We start from the raw sequence: 15,865 nt of genomic DNA on the forward strand, positions 1-15,865 counted from the left end.
ACGATCGCCGCGAGGCGCGCACCGGTCGGCCGTGCGTCGGCCGCCAGTACCGGGTTGATACCGGCGGCGACGAAGAGGAGGGTGGCGCCGAGGCTGAAGCAATCGACTTCCGGACCCGGCGCGGGCAGCGGCTCAGCGGTGTCGCGCCCGGTCGCACCGAAGTATTCCGGCGCGCCGAATCCTGGTGTGCCCGCGATATACGCCGACTGATCGGTGCGCACCGTGCATTCCATATCGATCAGCACCGGGATGTTGTCCGGCGTCACCATGACATTGCTCGGCGCGAGATCGCGCAGCACATAACCCATTTCGTGCACCGTGGCGATCCGCTCGGTGAGCTCGCGGGCCAATTGCCAGACCTCGGCCACCGGGACCTGCCGCTCGCGCCCGGCGGGCCAGCGTTGCAGGCTGGTACCCTCGATCAGATCCTCGACGAGGAACACGTGCCCGGCGACCGTCACGACGTCGCGCAGTGCGGGGGTGATCCCGGTCGGGCCGAGCCGCCGCAGGATCGCTGCCTCGTGCCGCAACCGGTCTCGGGCATCCTGCCCGGTGGGGTCCGCCGCGATGTGCGGACGGGCCTCCTTGAGCAGCACCTGGTCGCCGGTGTGCTGGTCGCGGGCGCGGTAGACGCCGCCGCGATTGGAGTGCCGGATCGCCGCGGTGACGAGATAGCGGCCCGCGATGAGCACCGGGTCGCCGCGCTTGCGCGGCGGACCATTCTTCGCAGGCGGGTCGAACGGCGGGCTGGCCCAGGATGGCGGCGAGAACCACGGGTTCCGCGCGTCCGCGGTCGAGGTGCCGTCCGGTGCGCGCAGTTGTCCCTCGTAGAAACCCGTGTCGTCCAGTTCGCTGGGACCCGCGAAACACCCGAACCGGTAGTGCACCAGGCTGTCCGGCCGATAGCGGCGATCGGACAGAATCGCCGGGCCGGTGAGTCCGACGGTGGCCTCGTGCAGTTGCTCCGCGAGTATCCGCAGCTGATCGTCGTCGACCGGGTACACGGTGAGGAACTTGCCCGACTGCGCTCGGTCGGCCCGAACCCCGTTGAGCTCGGCGATGATTCGCGGAGTCGCGGCGAATTTGAATGCGCACTCGTGCGCCGCGAGCACCCGCGCCGCGTTGGCCAGCACCGCTGGCGCGGACACCGGAGTGGCGGAGACGTGCAACTTCCAGCCTTGTGACCGCGGCCGATGCCTCGGCGGGGTTACCGTGCACCAGGTTTCATCGACGCACAACCGCCACCGGATGCCCGCGGTCGACTCCGCCAGCACCGCCATCGCGATCGACCGATAGCCCGCCGTGACGGCCGAGTCCGCGGGCCGACCAGCAAGCACCTCGGTCATCGATGGATGCCCCTCATCCGGTACTACACAGCGATTTGCGGCAAAGCGTGCCCCGATGCTAATCGCCGGGTGGGGGAGCGTCGTGCCCATACTTCTGGTGTGCGGGCGATCGATGCGCCGGATGCCTGACCGGTCGGATCTCTCGGATTACCGGCCCAGCACGGTGCCGCGCCGCAGAGCGCTCGAGCCGGTTCGTCGACTCGCCGCGTGGCTACGGTGACGTGGCGGCGAACCACGGCACGATGGGTTGGAGCCGCGCAGCGAGGAGGCGTCATGGGCACAGGGGTCGAGGTCGGTCCGTCGTTGCGTCCCACCGGTGGCCGGACAGCGGGGGCGGCGATCGTGGTCGGGGCCCTCGGGGTGGTGTTCGGCGACATCGGAACCAGCCCGATCTACACCATTCAGACGGTCTTCAACCCGGGCGATCCGCATCCGGTGCCGATCAGCCCGGACAACGTGTACGGCGTTGTATCCCTGATCTTCTGGTCGGTGATGATCATCGTCACGCTCACCTACATCACGCTGGTGATGCGCGCGGACAACGATGGTGAGGGCGGGATCATGGCGCTCATCACCCTGCTGCGACGACTGGGCGGTAAGCGCGGCGGCCGGACCGCCACGCTGCTGGCGGGTCTCGGAATCTTCGGTGCCGCATTGTTTTTCGGTGACAGCATGATCACTCCGGCGATCTCGGTGTTGTCCGCGGTGGAGGGCCTGAAGATCGTGCAGCCCGGCCTGGAAGAGCTGATCGTGCCGATCACGGCGGTGATCATCATCGGGCTCTTCTCGGTGCAGCGGCGCGGCACCGCGGCGGTGGGCCGGCTGTTCGGACCGGTGATGATCCTGTGGTTCGCGACGATCGGGATCCTCGGTGTGTCCGGCATCGTGCGCCATCCGGAGATCCTGAAGGCGTTGTCGCCGGCCTATGCGCTGAGCTTCATGGTCGGGCACTTCGGTATCGCCTTCTTCGCGTTGGCCGCGATCGTGCTCGCGGTCACCGGCGCCGAGGCCCTCTACGCCGACATGGGCCACTTCGGCCGGAAGGCGATCACCCGGGGCTGGCTGGGGCTCGTGCTACCCGCCTGTGCCCTCAGCTATCTCGGTCAAGGTGCGCTGATCCTCGGTGACGAGAGCACCGTGGGCAGTCCGTTCTTTCTGCTCGCCCCCGGCTGGGCGCGGCTGCCGCTGGTGCTGCTGGCGACCGCCGCCACGGTGATCGCCTCGCAGGCCGTGATCACCGGCGCCTACTCGGTGGCTTCCCAAGCGGCGCAACTCGGTTACCTGCCAAGGTTGCGGATAGCGCACACTTCGGAGTCGACCATCGGTCAGATCTATGTGCCGTGGATCAACTGGGTGCTGATGATCTCGGTGTTGACGCTGGTGTTCGCCTTCCGCAGTTCGGCGGCGCTGGCCTACGCGTTCGGCATGGCGGTGACCGCGACGATCTCCATCACCACCCTGGTGTTCTTCTACCTCGCCCGGATCAAATGGCACACCCCGCTGTGGCTCGTCCTGCTCGGCGCGGTCCCGCTGCTCGCGGTCGACGCGATGTTCCTGTCGGCGAACATGACCAAGCTCGTGCACGGCGCCTGGCTGCCGCTGCTGATCGGGCTCACCGCGTTCACCGTGATGAGCACCTGGGCGCGCGGTCGCGACGTCGTCACCCGTGCGCGGGAGGAGAAGGAAGGCCCACTGCGCGCCTTCGTGGACGAATTGCAGCACCACGAACCACCTTTGCTGCGCGTCCCCGGCACCGCGGTCTTCCTCAACCGCGGCAAAGAGACCGCGCCGCTGGCGATGCGGGCCAATGTCGAACACAATCGCGTGCTGCACGAGCACGTGGTGATCATGTCGATCGACACACTTCCGGTACCGCGCGTGCCCGACGTATCGCGCACCGAGATCGACGCGCTCGGCTACGCCGAAGACGGAATCATCCATGTGACAGCACATTTCGGCTACATGGAAACCCCGAACATCCCGGCCACGCTGCGCCTGCTCGACCCCGCGCATACCGAAGGGCGTATCTCGGTGGCGGATGCGTCCTACTTCCTGTCCAAGATCGAGTTGAAACGCGGTCCAGCACCCACCATGGCGCAGTGGCGCAAGCGCTTGTTCATCGCCACCTCTTACATCACCGCCGACGCCGCGGAGTATTTCGGTTTACCGGGCCAGCGAACGGTGATCATGGGGGAGCGCGTCGAGGTGTAGACAGCGCTGTAAGCCGTTTGGGGGACACCGCTTTCGCGTGTGCATCAATACGCTTCCTCTGTGGATGCCGCGACAATCAACGACCGGGCGCTGGCACTGTATGCGGAGTTCGACCGAACCGGAGATGTTTCGGTTTTGCGCGCGATGGTTACCATGCTCCGCGACGGAGCCGCGGCGCTGAATGGGCACGACGACGAGGTCATGGCGCTGTCGAACCTGAGTCTCGCAGCCCGTCAATTGTTCGAACTGACCGGCGATGTGGCGATGCTGCGCGAGGCCGTGCGAGCAGGCCGGAGCGCGGTGGCGACCATGCCCCCAGCGGACCCCCGCATCGCGGTGTGCCTGACGAACCTGGGATCCGCGCTACGTTCGTTGTTCGAGGAAACAGGTGACATGGCGCTGCTGCTGGAAGCGGTGCAGGCCGGACGGGACGCAGTAGCCGCTGCGCCGGAGGATCACTTCGCCCACGGCGGGTCGCTGTCGAATCTTGCGATGATCCTGCGGGGACTGTTCGAGCGCACCGGTGATGTCGCGGTACTCGAGGAAGCAGTGCAGATCGGCCGGAGCGCCGTAGCCGCGATCGCGGTAGACGACCCGATTCGGCCCGGATGCTTGAACGACTTCGGGATGATCCTGCGGGAACTGTTCGAGCGGACGGGTGATGTGGCGGCTGTCCAGGAGGCCGCGCGGGTTGGTCGAGAGGCAGTCTCGATAGTGCCGGATGGGCACTTCCTAGAGGCCAGGCTGCGGTCCAACCTGGGGTTCACCCTGACCGGGTTGTTCGAGCGGACTGGTGATCTGGGCGTGATCGAGGAGGCCGTGCGGGTCAGCCGATCTGCAGTGGCAGCCGTCGGGGCCGACGATGCCTATCGAGCGGCGCTCGCGAGCAACCTGGAGATCGCGCTGCACGCTCAGTTCGACCGCACCGGCGAGGTTTCGGTCATCGAGGAGGCGGTGCGCGCTGGTCGCTCGGCGGTCGACGCAACGCCGCCGGACCATCCCGCCATGGCAAGGCGCTGGTCGAGCCTCGGCCTCGCGCTCAAATCGATGTACGAACGCACGGGTGAGGCTGCAGCGCTCGAAGAGGCGGTGCATGCGGGTCGGCGCGCGGTCGCCAGCGCTCCCGTAGATCACCCGGACCGAACGGTGTGCCTCGGCAATCTGGAGATCACGCTGCAGCGGTTGTACCAGCGTACGAAGGAACTGCCGATACTGGAAGAAGCGGCGTGCGTCAGTCGGGCAGCCTTGGCGGCCACCGAAGCTGACCATCGGCACCGGAGCGGACGTCTGTCGAGTCTCGGCGTCATCCTGCGGACGCTGCACGAGCGAACGGGTGATCCCGCCGTGATAGCGGAAGCCGTGCAGCTGGCTCGTGCGGGCATCGCGGCCACTGCGGCCGATGACCCCGATCGGCGGATGTACCTGTCCAACTTCGGTGGCATCTTGCAGCGAGCGTTCGAGCGGACCGGTGAACTATCCGTGTTGGTGGAGGCGGTGCAGGTGGGCCGCGATGCGGTCGCGGCGACCCCGGTCGACGACCCAGCCCGTGCCGGGTACCTGACGAACCTGGCGCTGGCCTTGCAGCGAATGTTCGTGCGTACCAAGGATGTGGCTTACCAGTTCGAAGCGCGTGACGTAGCCGGGGCAGCCGCGACATCACCGACATCACCGATCACCAAGCGCATCGCCGCCGGTCGAATGTTGGCGGGTATCGAAATGACACTCATGGCACCCGACGCCGCGCTCGGCGCTATCGAGGCCGTCGTGGCGTCGATACCGCAGATCGCTCCTCGGGCGTGGTCGCGCCACGATCGCGAACAGGGGCTCGGCCGGCTGGCCGGACTGGCGTCGGAAGTCTGTGCGATAGCGGTCGCTGCCGGGCGGCCCGGGCGTGCGGTGGAACTGCTCGAGCAAACCCGCGGTTTGCTGCTCAACGAGACAATCGAAGACCGCACCGACCTGACCGCCCTGAATCGGGCAGCACCGGAACTCGCCGCCGAATTCGATAGTCTGCGAGCGCAATTCACCACGATGGAAGAAGTCGCTCTGGTGTCGACGCAGCCCGATGGCGGCAGCGGTGGCGCCAGGCGCGCGAGCGAGGTCGGCGAGCAGCGCAAACGTGCGCTCCAGCAATGGACTTCGTTGTTGGAGCGCATCAGAGCGGTGCCCGGATTTGCCGAATTCCTGCTGCCACCCAGCGCTTCTCGATTGCGGCGGCAAGCCGACGACGGCGCGATAGTCATGGTCTACGCGGACAACGGGGGATGCGGGGCGCTCATTCTGCGGGACGTCCCGGGCGAAAACGTGGAGTCCGTGCCATTGCCGGACCTCACCCTGAAGACCGCCAAGAAGCAAGTAGACCGGTTGACCGCGGCGTTGGCCGCAGCGGACGAGTCGCCCGCCGACCAGGATGCCGCGCAACGGGATATCCACGAGATCCTCGGTTGGCTGTGGGACACGATCGCGAGCAGTGTGCTCGATCGGCTCGGCATCACCCTGATGGTCAATCCCCGACCGCGGATCAGGTGGTGCCCGGTGGGCGTGCTGGCATACTTTCCGCTCCACGCCGCGGGTCACCACACCGTGCCCGGTCGTCGTACGGTCCTGGATCGCACCGTGTCGTCCTACATCACCACGATTCGGCTGCTCGAACGGGCACGCGGCCGTACGCTGACCGCCGCGTCGACCGCGATGATCGTTGCTATGCCCAGCACGCCCGGCGTGCCCGGCGGGATGCCATTGCCGGGTGTGCATCGAGAGACTCGGCGGCTGACCCGTCTACTGGCCGGCCCGTTGATCCTCGATGGCCCCAACGCCACGCATGATGCGGTCGCTACCGCGCTGGCAGGGCACTCGATCGCGCACTTCGCTTGTCACGGCGTATCCGACCAAGCCCGTCCGGCGGACAGCCGCCTGTTGCTCTACGACCATGCGAGCGCGCCGCTCACCGTCACCGCTTTGGCGCGACTCGACTTGACCTCCGCTGATCTGGCTTACCTGTCGGTGTGCAGCACCACGCACACCACCGCGGCTCTGGTCGATGAGGCCATTCACCTCACTGCCGCAATTCATCTCGCGGGCTACCGGCACGTCATCGGCACGCTGTGGCCGATCAACGATGCGGCCGCCATACGTATCGCTGTCGATTTCTACACTCGGCTCACCAGGAACGGCACCCAGCCACCGCGGACCGAAGACGCCGCGTACGCGCTTGCCGAGGCGGTTCGCCGACTGCGCGACGACAATCCGATGATTCCCACGCGCTGGGCCGCCCATCTCCATCAGGGCGTATAGGAATCCGGCAACGGGGGATCGGCGGCCGCTGTAGGACGTTTGGGGGACATCGCATTCGGTCGTCCATCGATAAACTGTTGCTACGCAGAACCTTTCGTGATGCACGGGGGATGGTGATTCGGAAATTGACGTTGCTCGCGAGAGTACTGGCCGGACTTGGTCGCAAGGCGCGGCCAGATAGTCGGAATGAGCTTGTGCGGGAGAGTCTTTCCGCTCTCGGGGAGGTCGACAGAGACACGGTTCCGCCCTGGGAGGATGCCAAGTTGACCATGACGGAGTTCGGCAACTGGATCAAGAATGCCGACACCAAGCTGACCGTACTGGCGGCTGCCCTCGGCATCGTGATGGCCGCCGTCGCGTCGAAAGCTGATTCTTTTCAGAAGGCGCTCGCTAATCCCGAGTTCGACTGCAAGTGGACGTTGATCATGGCCTTGTTGCTGCTATTGGGTGCCATCGTGGTTACCGCCGGATACCTGTATGTGGCGCTCGTTCCGCGTATGACGTCTATGGGTAGCAACCGGTTTGCGTGGCCGAGCGTTGTTGCGGAAGGGCGGCCTCCGTGGAATCTGGAGCACCGATCGACGCTGGACGAGGCATGGTCGCAGAATCATGCTCTCGCCGGTATCGCCGGAAGAAAGTACGTGGCATTCAGAAAGGCGCTGCGCACCTTCGGGATAGCTCTGCTGTTGTGCGCGGTGTGCATCGCGCTCGCGACGTGGCAGGCAGCGCACGTGCATGGCCAGTAGCGGCGACCGGATAACTGAGGTGAGACATATGAGTGAACCTGTCGATGGGCCGGTGCCCACGCCGGGCGTACCGCCGCTCGATGATGAAACGCGGGACGACCTCCTCGATGTGCTGAGCGATCTCGCTGAGTGGCGGCTGCCACCGCCACGGTGGGAACACGTGGCGCAAGCAGTTGACGCCCTTGTCGAGCCGTTGATGAATGGTGACGCGCTCGCCGTCCGGGCAGCCATCGACGAGGTCGAGCTGATGGGTCCGGTCAGGGCCACCCGCATCGGCGCCGGCGACCGCTCGTCTGCGCCGAGCCGGGTGATGGATCGGGTGAACACTCTGGTGCACACGCTGGGTGGGGATCCGGCATCGGCCACCTCGATCGCGACCGACGAGCACGAGTAGGCGTGGCGATGGTCGAGGACGGCTTGGACGACCAAGAGTTGGTCGTGCACGTGTTCGCGCCGCTCGACGGCCCGTGGGCGGAGGCTGCGGAACAGCAACTGCGCGCGATCTGGACACGTAGCAGCGAGCAACTCGGAATCGACCGCTCGGTGGGTGCATTCGGTCTGCCGTCGTGGTTACCGGAGGGCAGACTGCACAGCGGAACGGGCGCGCCACTCGCGGTTGCGGAGGACCGCACTGGGGATTATCAAATGATCGCCCGGCGTGACCACGACATCCTGAACTTCTCCCTGGTGTTCGCCGCTCCGCTGGATACCGAAGGCCGTCGGCTGCGCATCGGATCGGCGGTGCCACCGGGCTGGCGCGAATTCGACCGGTGGTGGCGGCAGCTCTCTATCGCGGGCGTCGATGCCTTTCTCGGCACCGCTGTGCTGTACCAGGCGCAGATTCCGGATGAAAATAGCGTCGCCATGCCGCGGGCCGCGCAGTGGGCCTTGCCGTTCCGCTTGACCACGGAACCCTGGCTGCCGCAGCCGACCCCGGGCGGATCGGACCTGGTGGCATGGGAGTTCGGCTCGGTTGATACCGACCCGAACCGCATTCTCGTCGTCGGCGCACCCCGTGGGCGCGATGACGAGCTGAGTGCGTGGACCTGGAGTGACGGCGGGGTAGCGATGCCGCCGCTGGCTCGTTACCTCATGCACGCAGCCAAACTTCGATACCAAGCCCGCGTCCTCGGTGACGGGACACGGCTTCGGCAGCTGCAGCGGCGGGCCAAAGACCGAGTCATCGGGCTCGCTCCGGTCCTGACAGCCTCGGGTGCGGTGCCGGCGGCCACGGAGCAGATCCGGGCCTTGGCCGCCGATGAGGCGAACTTGGTTGCGACACTGGGCGACTTGCAGGACATACGGCACACGATCGAGATCGCCGAGCACAACATGCGGCTATCCATGCCGGCGCCGTGTCCCGCGGACCACGCTCTGGCCGAGCTGCTGCCACAACGGGTCAGCGACGCGTCTGACTACTTGCACACCGCGCTGGAGCGGGTGCGGCACATGCGAGAGCTGTTGGCGGCAAGGCGCATCGGACCTCAGGGCGCCCCGGCTGCGCCGGAATCAGTGCTGACAGAACCGGTTCCGGTTCCGGCCGCGACACCACCGCGCGGCCGGACCGAACTGCGCCTCGGCTTCGCCGTGGACATAGCAGGCTACAGCCGCCGGTCCGCCCCGGCGCAGAACGACGTCCAACGCAGACTGGCCGCCCTGGTCCGCGAGGTGGTGCGGGCGCTCGGACTCGAACTGGCGGAGACCGATCGGGAAGGCACAGGCGACGGAATGAAGGTGTTCCTTCCGCTGACGACCGAAATCCCCAACGCACTACCGACTTTGATGCGTGCATGGCATGAGTTGATCGTCATCGACAATCGGCGCTCACCGGATCGCATGCGGTTGCGCGCCTCGGCCGCCGTCGGCATGTTCGGCCCCGGTGACATCGGGTTCACCGGCGAGACGGTTATCGAGATCATCCGACTCCTCGACAGCCAACCGCTGTATCAGGCTCTGGCCGACAACCCGGATTCGGACTTGGAGTTCATGATCTCGGGCTGGCTGCACGAGGTGGTTGTCGAACCCGAATACCCACTCCTCGAGTCCTTTCGATTCGAGCGCCGCCGGGTGCAAACGAAGAACTACGACAAGGACGGCTGGCTGTGGGTCAGATGAGTCCGCAGCTGCCCTGGGGCGCAATGGATCAGGTCGCGCTGAGCGATCTGGTATTCAGCAAGTCTTACTCGAACGGATTGGCTCGGCAGGTGTTCAAGCGGAAGAAGAGCCGGATCGATCCGGTGTTGGTGCGGCGGGTGGAGCAGCTGAGGCAGCAGTTCACCCTCGCTGAAGGATCGGATTCGCTGGAGCAGGTTCGCGCGACGCTTGCCGAATTGAATCTGTTCGTCTTGGAATTCGTGCCGACGATGGGTACCGATCTGCGGAAGGCGTTGATCGGCACCGAGGTGCTGCGCTGGGCGATCATCCTGGAAACGCGACTACCGGAGTGTAATTGGTTCCGGGTGGCGATGATGGCGACGATGCATTCCGGCGCCTACGCACACGCGGTGGCGCAGTTCTGGCAGAACGACGAGACCCAGATGCCGTTGCGGGCGGCCAATCAGCTCGTCTTCGAGCTCGGCGCCTATGCCAACCACCGGTGTTCGATGCCCGCGTTCGCGCCGCTGCTGCTGGAAAACGTCTCGGGCAGTTTGTATCTGGCTACTCAGGTGATGACGGCGATCCGCGCTGTCGACCCCGACCCGCAGCGTCTGTTCGACCTCGCGCAAGAAAACCAGCGGTGGGTCGCCGATATCCAGTCGGAGGAATTCTGGGATCACCGGGACCGTGATACCCGAGTGATCAATCGGCGGCTCGAGGAGTTCCGTGCCCGCCAGGTGAAACTCGTCGAAGCCGCACCGCCCCACCGCATCACGCTCGAAGCCGATGTGCGGCACTGCGTCACCGAGCTGGCGGCCGTCCGCTCGGGCCGCGACATCGTTTACGTCGTCGCGACTCCGCTCGGCGGTGTCGCGTTTCGTACCTTCGGCGACACCGCGCGTATCGGCCGGACAGTCAGCGTCGACCTGCCTGGGTTCACGAGTCAGCAGGTGCAAGCGTGGCAGGTGCGCATCGTCGAGCTCTATCGGCGGCGAGAGTACGACGGTCTGGGCGCGGTGGCGCTGCACAACGAACTCAGCGAGATCCTGTCCGAACTCGGCGCGGCCACCTTGGCGGGGATCGGCATGCATTGGCCGGACCTACATGCCTTTGCGCTCGCGCCGGTCGGTGCAGCGGCCACGCTGCCACTCGGCGGTGCATTGGTGGACGGGCGACCCGCGCAACTGCACTTCGACATGACCGTCGTACCCAACGCCAGCATCTTTCTCACCGCCACTCTGCATGCCAGACCGGTTTCCCGCGCGGCGGTGGTTGCCGTGGATCCGTCGACAGGCGATGATTTCTTGCCGAAGGTCGGGCCGGAGGGTGACGCGATAGCCGCGATACACCAGACACATTCGGTGAATCTGCGACCGAGCAGGACGCCTATACCGGACGACGACGAACCGATCCGCGTCCGGACCATGGCACCGAGCAGGCAACGCGAGATCGCGGATGATCTAGTTCTTTACCCTGCCGCGCCGCACCCGGACGGCGGCATCCTGGACGGCATCGAGCGCGCCGCCATCGTGCACCTCGCGTGCCACGGCGTACTGGTCGAGGAGCCGGTGTTCAACTCGGTGCTGCTGCTCGGCGAGAATCCGATATCCCTCAGTGAGTTCCTCATTCGGCCGGTGGCGCCGGGCGGGGTGGTCGTCCTGTCGGCCTGCTACGTGGGCGGGGTCGTGACGAGTCTGCCGAACGAACTGCTCGGCTTCCCCGCCGTCTTCCTGTCGGCGGGGGCGCGCACCGTGATCGCCTCCGCGATACCGGTGGTCGATTCCCGCGCGACGATCACCTTTCTGGAAGATCTCCATCGCGGACTGCGAGCGGGCGAGGAAGGGCACGTCGCGCTGCGGTCCGTCATCTCGGCGTCGTACGCCCGCGGCGACAACTCCTTCATCTGGGCCGGATTCACCGCATATGGCGCCTGACCACCTGAGGTAAGACATCCGTCTACGACAAATGTCTAAGACGCTGATAGCCTCGCAAGATGGGAAATCGCGAAGACCTGCTGGCCGGAGCGCGCAAGGCCGTGCTCGAGCGTGGCCTCGCCAAGACCACCGCGCGTGATATCGCCGGAGCCGCCGGCGTGAGTCTCGCGGCCATCGGGTATCACTTCGGGTCGAAGGACCGGCTGGTCACCGAGGCGATCGCCGAGTCGGTCGGCGGCGGGGTGGGTGACAGCATGGAGGCGGCGATCCGGGCCGGAGGCGCGGGCAAATCGCTGTGGGATGCGTTGGGGCCCACCTGGACCGGTCTGCTCGAGGTGCTCGACAGCAGCCATGAGGCGCTGTTGCTGAGTGCGGAGAATGCCCTGCTCATCGCGCGGTCGCCGGAGTCGCAGGAGTACATGGCAGCGGCCATCCAGAGTGCGTTCGACGATCTCGCGACTACGTTGCGCGAGGTGCATCCCGAGCTGTCCGTGGAGCAGGCGCGAGCCGTCGGGACGCTGTACTTCCTGTTGTTCCAGGGACTGGCGATGACGCATCTGACCGCACCGGCCGCTGCCGCGGCGGTGGATGGCGAGCAGATCGCCCTTGCCGTGCAGACGTTGCGCGACATGTAGTCATCTCGTGTCGCTCAGTCGGGCGGCCACCTGCGCGTTGATCTGGGCCAGTACCGCCGTGGAAGGGGGCTGCCCGACGTGTGGTCAGCGATCGAGCGGGTTTGTCGCGATGCGGGTGGCGATACCGCTGCGCAGCGCAGCGGCGGGGGAACTGTGCGGTTTCCGTTCGGCTTGGTTCTGGAAGCAGGTGCGGAATTCTTCGGGGAGGCCGGCGCGGGGGTGGCTCTCCAGGACGCTGCGGCGGAACTCGGCGGGGAGCGCCGTACAGTCGCGACCAGAGATGTCCACTGAGGTCCCGTATGCCAGGAGATGCCCTTCGGTGTCGACGGTGACGTCGACACTGTCCGCCATATGGGCGACGATCACCTCGGAAACCCGCACGCGCCGCGGCACGGGCCAGCCGGCGGCGGCGCCGAAGACCCAGGCCAGGTGACCGCCCGCGACCTCGAACGAGAGACCGTGGTTGTCGAACTCCTCGACCAGGCCGAGATCGTGCAGCAGCGCCGCGACATACAGCAGTTCCGCGTCGAAGGCGATGCCGTCGAGCCGCGCATGGCCTGCGGCCCACAGGTACGAGCGGACCGAGTGGTTGTACAGGGCAGGCGTGCAGTAGGCGGCCGCCACCTCGGTGGCGGCGCGGCAACTCGCGGAGTCGGGGATCGTCAGGTCCTGGAGCTTCACGAACTTATTGTGCCAGTGGGTTCTCTGCACAGGATCTCCACGTTCGGCACCGAAGACCTGCACAATCGTTGTCTAGGTTGGCCTGCAGGTATCCGGAGAAGCTCGCCGCCGGTGGCGGCGGGCCGACGCGTATGGAGGTCTTGTGCAGGGTGAGTTTTCCCGGTGGGCAACGGAGTTCGAGGCGAAGGTGGTGGCCAGGGCGGCGGCGGGGGAGCCGGACTGGAATCGGGGAGCGCACCTCGATCCGGCGGTCGCGCGCAGCGTGCAGCGGTTTCAGGTCGGCGAGAGCGGGGACGGGGCGAATCTGATTGCGAAGGCCGAAGCCGCGGGCGACCCGGTGTACGCCGCCGCGGTGCGATTGTTCGTCGCCGAGGAGGTCAATCATGCCCGGATGCTGGAGTTGCTGCTGAAGGCCGGTGGGGCGCAGACCATTCGCGGACACTGGAGTGACGCGGTGTTCGTGCAGCTGCGGCGGGCGCTGGGTTTGCGGCTGGAGTTGATGGTGCTGATGGTCGCCGAGGTGGTCGCGCTGCGGTATTACCGTGCGTTGCGCGACGGCACCGACGACGCGCTGACCGCCCAGGTCGCCGGGCTGATCCTGAACGACGAACTGCGGCACGTGCCGTTCCACTGCCACCGTCTGCGGCTCGCGTTCGCAACGGCCTCGGGTCCGGCCCGGGTCATCCCGGTGCTGCTGTGGTGGATCGTGCTGATCGGCGCGACCGTGGTGGTCGCCGCCGACCACGGACCCGCGCTGCGCCGATTGGGCGTCACTCGAACCGGTTTCGTCCTCGACGTGATCGGTTTGTTCAAGGGCATTGTGCCGACCGCTGTCTCCGTCGAGTCGGTGGCCATTACCAGCAGCGGGACCGAGGCGCGGCGGGCCACGCTCAGTTTGTTGAAACATTGATCATGATCGGCGCGAGATGCGCCGCCGCGCAGCGTTTTTGGCGCGCCTGACCGGTTTGTTCTGGCATGGTGTCAGATGTGACCGAGTTCAGCGACAGGGGCAAGCTGATGTACCTGGTCGAAATCTCCGAAGCCGACCGCTCGAGCCCGCTCTGGTGGCAGGTGAGCAACACGGGTGGCGCAGCGCAGGTGGCGGCGGCTCTGGTAGAGATGGCGGTGCGCTTGGAACTCGAGCTGCCCTACCATCCGAGCGAGGTCCGCTGCTGGTACCGCTACGAAGTGCGCTGGCCCGACGGGGGAATCCTGGAAGGCTTCGAGGGCGCGGTCGAGCCGCTGCTCATCCCCGATGACCTGCGCGCACTGGCGCGCTCGGTGATCGCGGTGACCGTGCGCGACCGGCGCCGGCGCAGCGAGTAGCGGGGGCTGAACGGCGCTGGCCTCGGGTGGTCGCCCGAGGCCAACCCTGCCTAGCGCGGTCGGGACAACTCGTGGATGTCGTGCAGTAGCGCCTTCAGCAGGCGTGCGGGCAGGTCTTCGCCGAAGCGTGCGGTGTCGGCGGTGACGTGCACGCTGAGGCCGTGTCCGCGGCGGTCGTCGAGGAGTTCGACGCGGACGGGCAGGCTGGTGTGGTCGCGCATATCCTCCTCGGCCGCGATCAGGCCCGCGGCGAGTAGTTCGTCGCGCGGGTGGAAGCGGACGTAGTTGAACATGACGTGGTAGGGGTCGCCGCCGAGCAGTTTGCGTACCTCGGAATGCGGGAAGCGGCGGTGGGCCAGTAGCCGGTTCTCCGCCTCGAAGGCCCGCCGGGCCGTGTCCTGCCAGTCGCCGTCGCTCAGTTCCAGGCGCAGCGGCAGTTGATTGAGGAACAGACCGAGGGTGACATCGGAGCCGGTGCGCTCCGGCCGTCCGTTGAGCAGCAGCCCGACCACCGGTGCTTCGGTGTTCCATACCTCGCCCACCGCAGCGCAGTTCGCCGCCAACAGCAGGCTTTTCAGTGGCAGACCCCACTGCGCGGACAATTCTTCGAGGCGCCGGGTGTCGGCTTCGGGCACCGCGGCACTTACTTTGCGATGCACCGGAACTTCGTGCCCCGGGTCGGGCACAGTGCCGGCCAGTTCCCGGAACAGATCCGCGGAGTCGGCCGCCCGCATGGCTTCGCGTTCGAGGCGGATGAACTCCGAATACGGCACGGGCTCCGGGAATTGGGGCGGTTGCCCGTCGAGCAGGCCCGCGTAGGTACGCACCAGCTCGTTGCAGAACACCGCCTCGCTCCACCCGTCGAGTATCGCGTGATGGAACGAGTAGGACAGCGTGAAAGCGCGAGTATCGGTGGTGGTGGCGTGAACTCGCACCAACGGCGCGGTCTCCGGATCGAACGGTTGCGCGAGCTCCGCCATGATCTGCTCGTACCGTTGGGTTTTCACCGTGTCGTCGAGTCCGCGATGGTCGTCGGTGGACAGTGGGATCGGCGCGGACCGCTGCACCAACTGCATCGGCTCGCTGAAGGTAGCAAGGTCGAAACGGCTGCGCAGCACGGGATGTCGCGCCGACAGCAGGTCCAGGGCCTGTCGCAACACCGTGGGCTCCAATGGGCGGTGCACGGTCCGCGAGACGACATCGAGATAGAAAGCGCCGTCGCTGATCAGGCTCTCGTGAATGAGCCCGAGTTGCAGGCGCGCCGCCGGATACGCCTGGTCGACATCGTCGGGTATCCGTGCCTGATCCAGCAGGGACAGTAGGTCGTCGGTGTCGGCCGCGGCCCGGTCGGCGGACCTGGACAGGGCCGCGCAGGCGCCGCGCGGGGTCGGATTGCGGAACAGGTCGAGCAGGGTGAGCGCCAGGCCTTGCTCCTGCGCCGCCCCGAGCACCTTCAGCGCGAGCAGAGAATCGCCGCCGAGGGAGAAGAAGTCGTCGTCGGGGCCGACCTGGTCGACGCGCAGTACTTCCTGCCAGATGGCGGCGAACACGTCCTCGGGCGCCGCGGTGTTGTCGTTCATCGAGAGTTCCTTCCG

The 15,865-nt window shown here is 66.5% G+C and carries 12 protein-coding genes; 9 read left to right on the top strand and 3 right to left on the bottom strand.

The genetic code is table 11. The features are described from left to right. A partial coding sequence (locus tag NN4_RS12265) for a class III lanthionine synthetase LanKC N-terminal domain-containing protein (RefSeq protein WP_222595033.1) occupies positions 1-1,346 on the bottom strand: 1,346 nt, incomplete at its 3' end. Positions 1,347-1,619: 273 nt separating this feature from the next. Between NN4_RS12265 and NN4_RS12270 the strand changes: the two genes are divergently transcribed. The 7 genes from NN4_RS12270 (at position 1,620) to NN4_RS12300 (ending at position 12,263) form a co-directional block, all read left to right on the top strand. After that, positions 1,620-3,557 (top strand): potassium transporter Kup, encoded by a 1,938-nt coding sequence (locus NN4_RS12270; RefSeq protein ID WP_147130048.1) that lies wholly within the window; start codon positions 1,620-1,622, stop codon positions 3,555-3,557. Positions 3,558-3,617: 60 nt separating this feature from the next. Further along, complete coding sequence (locus NN4_RS12275) at positions 3,618-6,851, top strand: CHAT domain-containing protein (RefSeq protein WP_147130049.1); 3,234 nt, start codon at positions 3,618-3,620, stop codon at positions 6,849-6,851. A gap of 269 nt (positions 6,852-7,120) precedes the next feature. Continuing rightward, a complete protein-coding gene (locus NN4_RS12280) occupies positions 7,121-7,597 on the top strand; it encodes a Pycsar system effector family protein (protein WP_486348124.1) in 477 nt (158 codons plus the stop codon). Between the two features lie 28 nt (positions 7,598-7,625). Continuing rightward, a complete protein-coding gene (locus tag NN4_RS12285) occupies positions 7,626-7,991 on the top strand; it encodes a CATRA system-associated protein (RefSeq protein WP_147130051.1) in 366 nt (121 codons plus the stop codon). 8 nt (positions 7,992-7,999) lie between these two features. After that, complete coding sequence (locus NN4_RS12290; RefSeq protein WP_246180843.1) at positions 8,000-9,712, top strand: CATRA conflict system CASPASE/TPR repeat-associated protein; 1,713 nt, start codon at positions 8,000-8,002, stop codon at positions 9,710-9,712. Beyond that, positions 9,709-11,628 (top strand): CHAT domain-containing protein, encoded by a 1,920-nt coding sequence (locus tag NN4_RS12295; protein ID WP_246180844.1) that lies wholly within the window; start codon positions 9,709-9,711, stop codon positions 11,626-11,628. The genes NN4_RS12290 and NN4_RS12295 overlap by 4 nt, the downstream gene beginning before the upstream one ends. 59 nt (positions 11,629-11,687) lie before the next feature. Further along, positions 11,688-12,263 (top strand): TetR/AcrR family transcriptional regulator, encoded by a 576-nt coding sequence (locus NN4_RS12300; RefSeq protein WP_147130054.1) that lies wholly within the window; start codon positions 11,688-11,690, stop codon positions 12,261-12,263. Between the two features lie 84 nt (positions 12,264-12,347). On the opposite strand, the gene NN4_RS12305 is transcribed toward NN4_RS12300, so the two are convergent. Further along, positions 12,348-12,944: an HD domain-containing protein gene (locus NN4_RS12305; RefSeq protein ID WP_147130055.1), complete on the bottom strand. Its 597-nt coding sequence runs from the start codon at positions 12,942-12,944 to the stop codon at positions 12,348-12,350. A 142-nt stretch (positions 12,945-13,086) separates the two neighbouring features. Here NN4_RS12305 and NN4_RS12310 point away from each other — a divergent pair, with 142 nt between their 5' ends. After that, complete coding sequence (locus NN4_RS12310) at positions 13,087-13,854, top strand: ferritin-like domain-containing protein (protein ID WP_222595034.1); 768 nt, start codon at positions 13,087-13,089, stop codon at positions 13,852-13,854. A gap of 77 nt (positions 13,855-13,931) precedes the next feature. Further along, positions 13,932-14,270, top strand: coding sequence for a hypothetical protein (locus NN4_RS12315; RefSeq protein WP_147130056.1), 339 nt, complete (start codon positions 13,932-13,934; stop codon positions 14,268-14,270). Between the two features lie 50 nt (positions 14,271-14,320). On the opposite strand, the gene NN4_RS12320 is transcribed toward NN4_RS12315, so the two are convergent. After that, entirely contained in the window at positions 14,321-15,850 is a 1,530-nt protein-coding gene (locus NN4_RS12320; RefSeq protein ID WP_147130057.1) for a condensation domain-containing protein, read from the bottom strand. Positions 15,851-15,865 lie beyond the last annotated feature (15 nt).

The sequence above is a fragment of the Nocardia ninae NBRC 108245 genome, assembly GCF_007990755.1.
GTDB lineage: Bacteria > Actinomycetota > Actinomycetes > Mycobacteriales > Mycobacteriaceae > Nocardia > Nocardia ninae.

What these genes read in the sequence shown, in the direction of transcription:
- NN4_RS12290 (WP_246180843.1), top strand. Translation starts at nt 8,000, where the DNA reads ATGGTCGAGGACGGCTTGGACGACCAAGAGTTGGTCGTGCACGTGTTC.
- NN4_RS12270 (WP_147130048.1), top strand. Translation starts at nt 1,620, where the DNA reads ATGGGCACAGGGGTCGAGGTCGGTCCGTCGTTGCGTCCCACCGGTGGC.
- NN4_RS12300 (WP_147130054.1), top strand. Translation starts at nt 11,688, where the DNA reads ATGGGAAATCGCGAAGACCTGCTGGCCGGAGCGCGCAAGGCCGTGCTC.
- NN4_RS12295 (WP_246180844.1), top strand. Translation starts at nt 9,709, where the DNA reads ATGAGTCCGCAGCTGCCCTGGGGCGCAATGGATCAGGTCGCGCTGAGC.
- NN4_RS12320 (WP_147130057.1), bottom strand. Translation starts at nt 15,850, where the DNA reads ATGAACGACAACACCGCGGCGCCCGAGGACGTGTTCGCCGCCATCTGG.
- NN4_RS12280 (WP_486348124.1), top strand. Translation starts at nt 7,121, where the DNA reads ATGACGGAGTTCGGCAACTGGATCAAGAATGCCGACACCAAGCTGACC.
- NN4_RS12285 (WP_147130051.1), top strand. Translation starts at nt 7,626, where the DNA reads ATGAGTGAACCTGTCGATGGGCCGGTGCCCACGCCGGGCGTACCGCCG.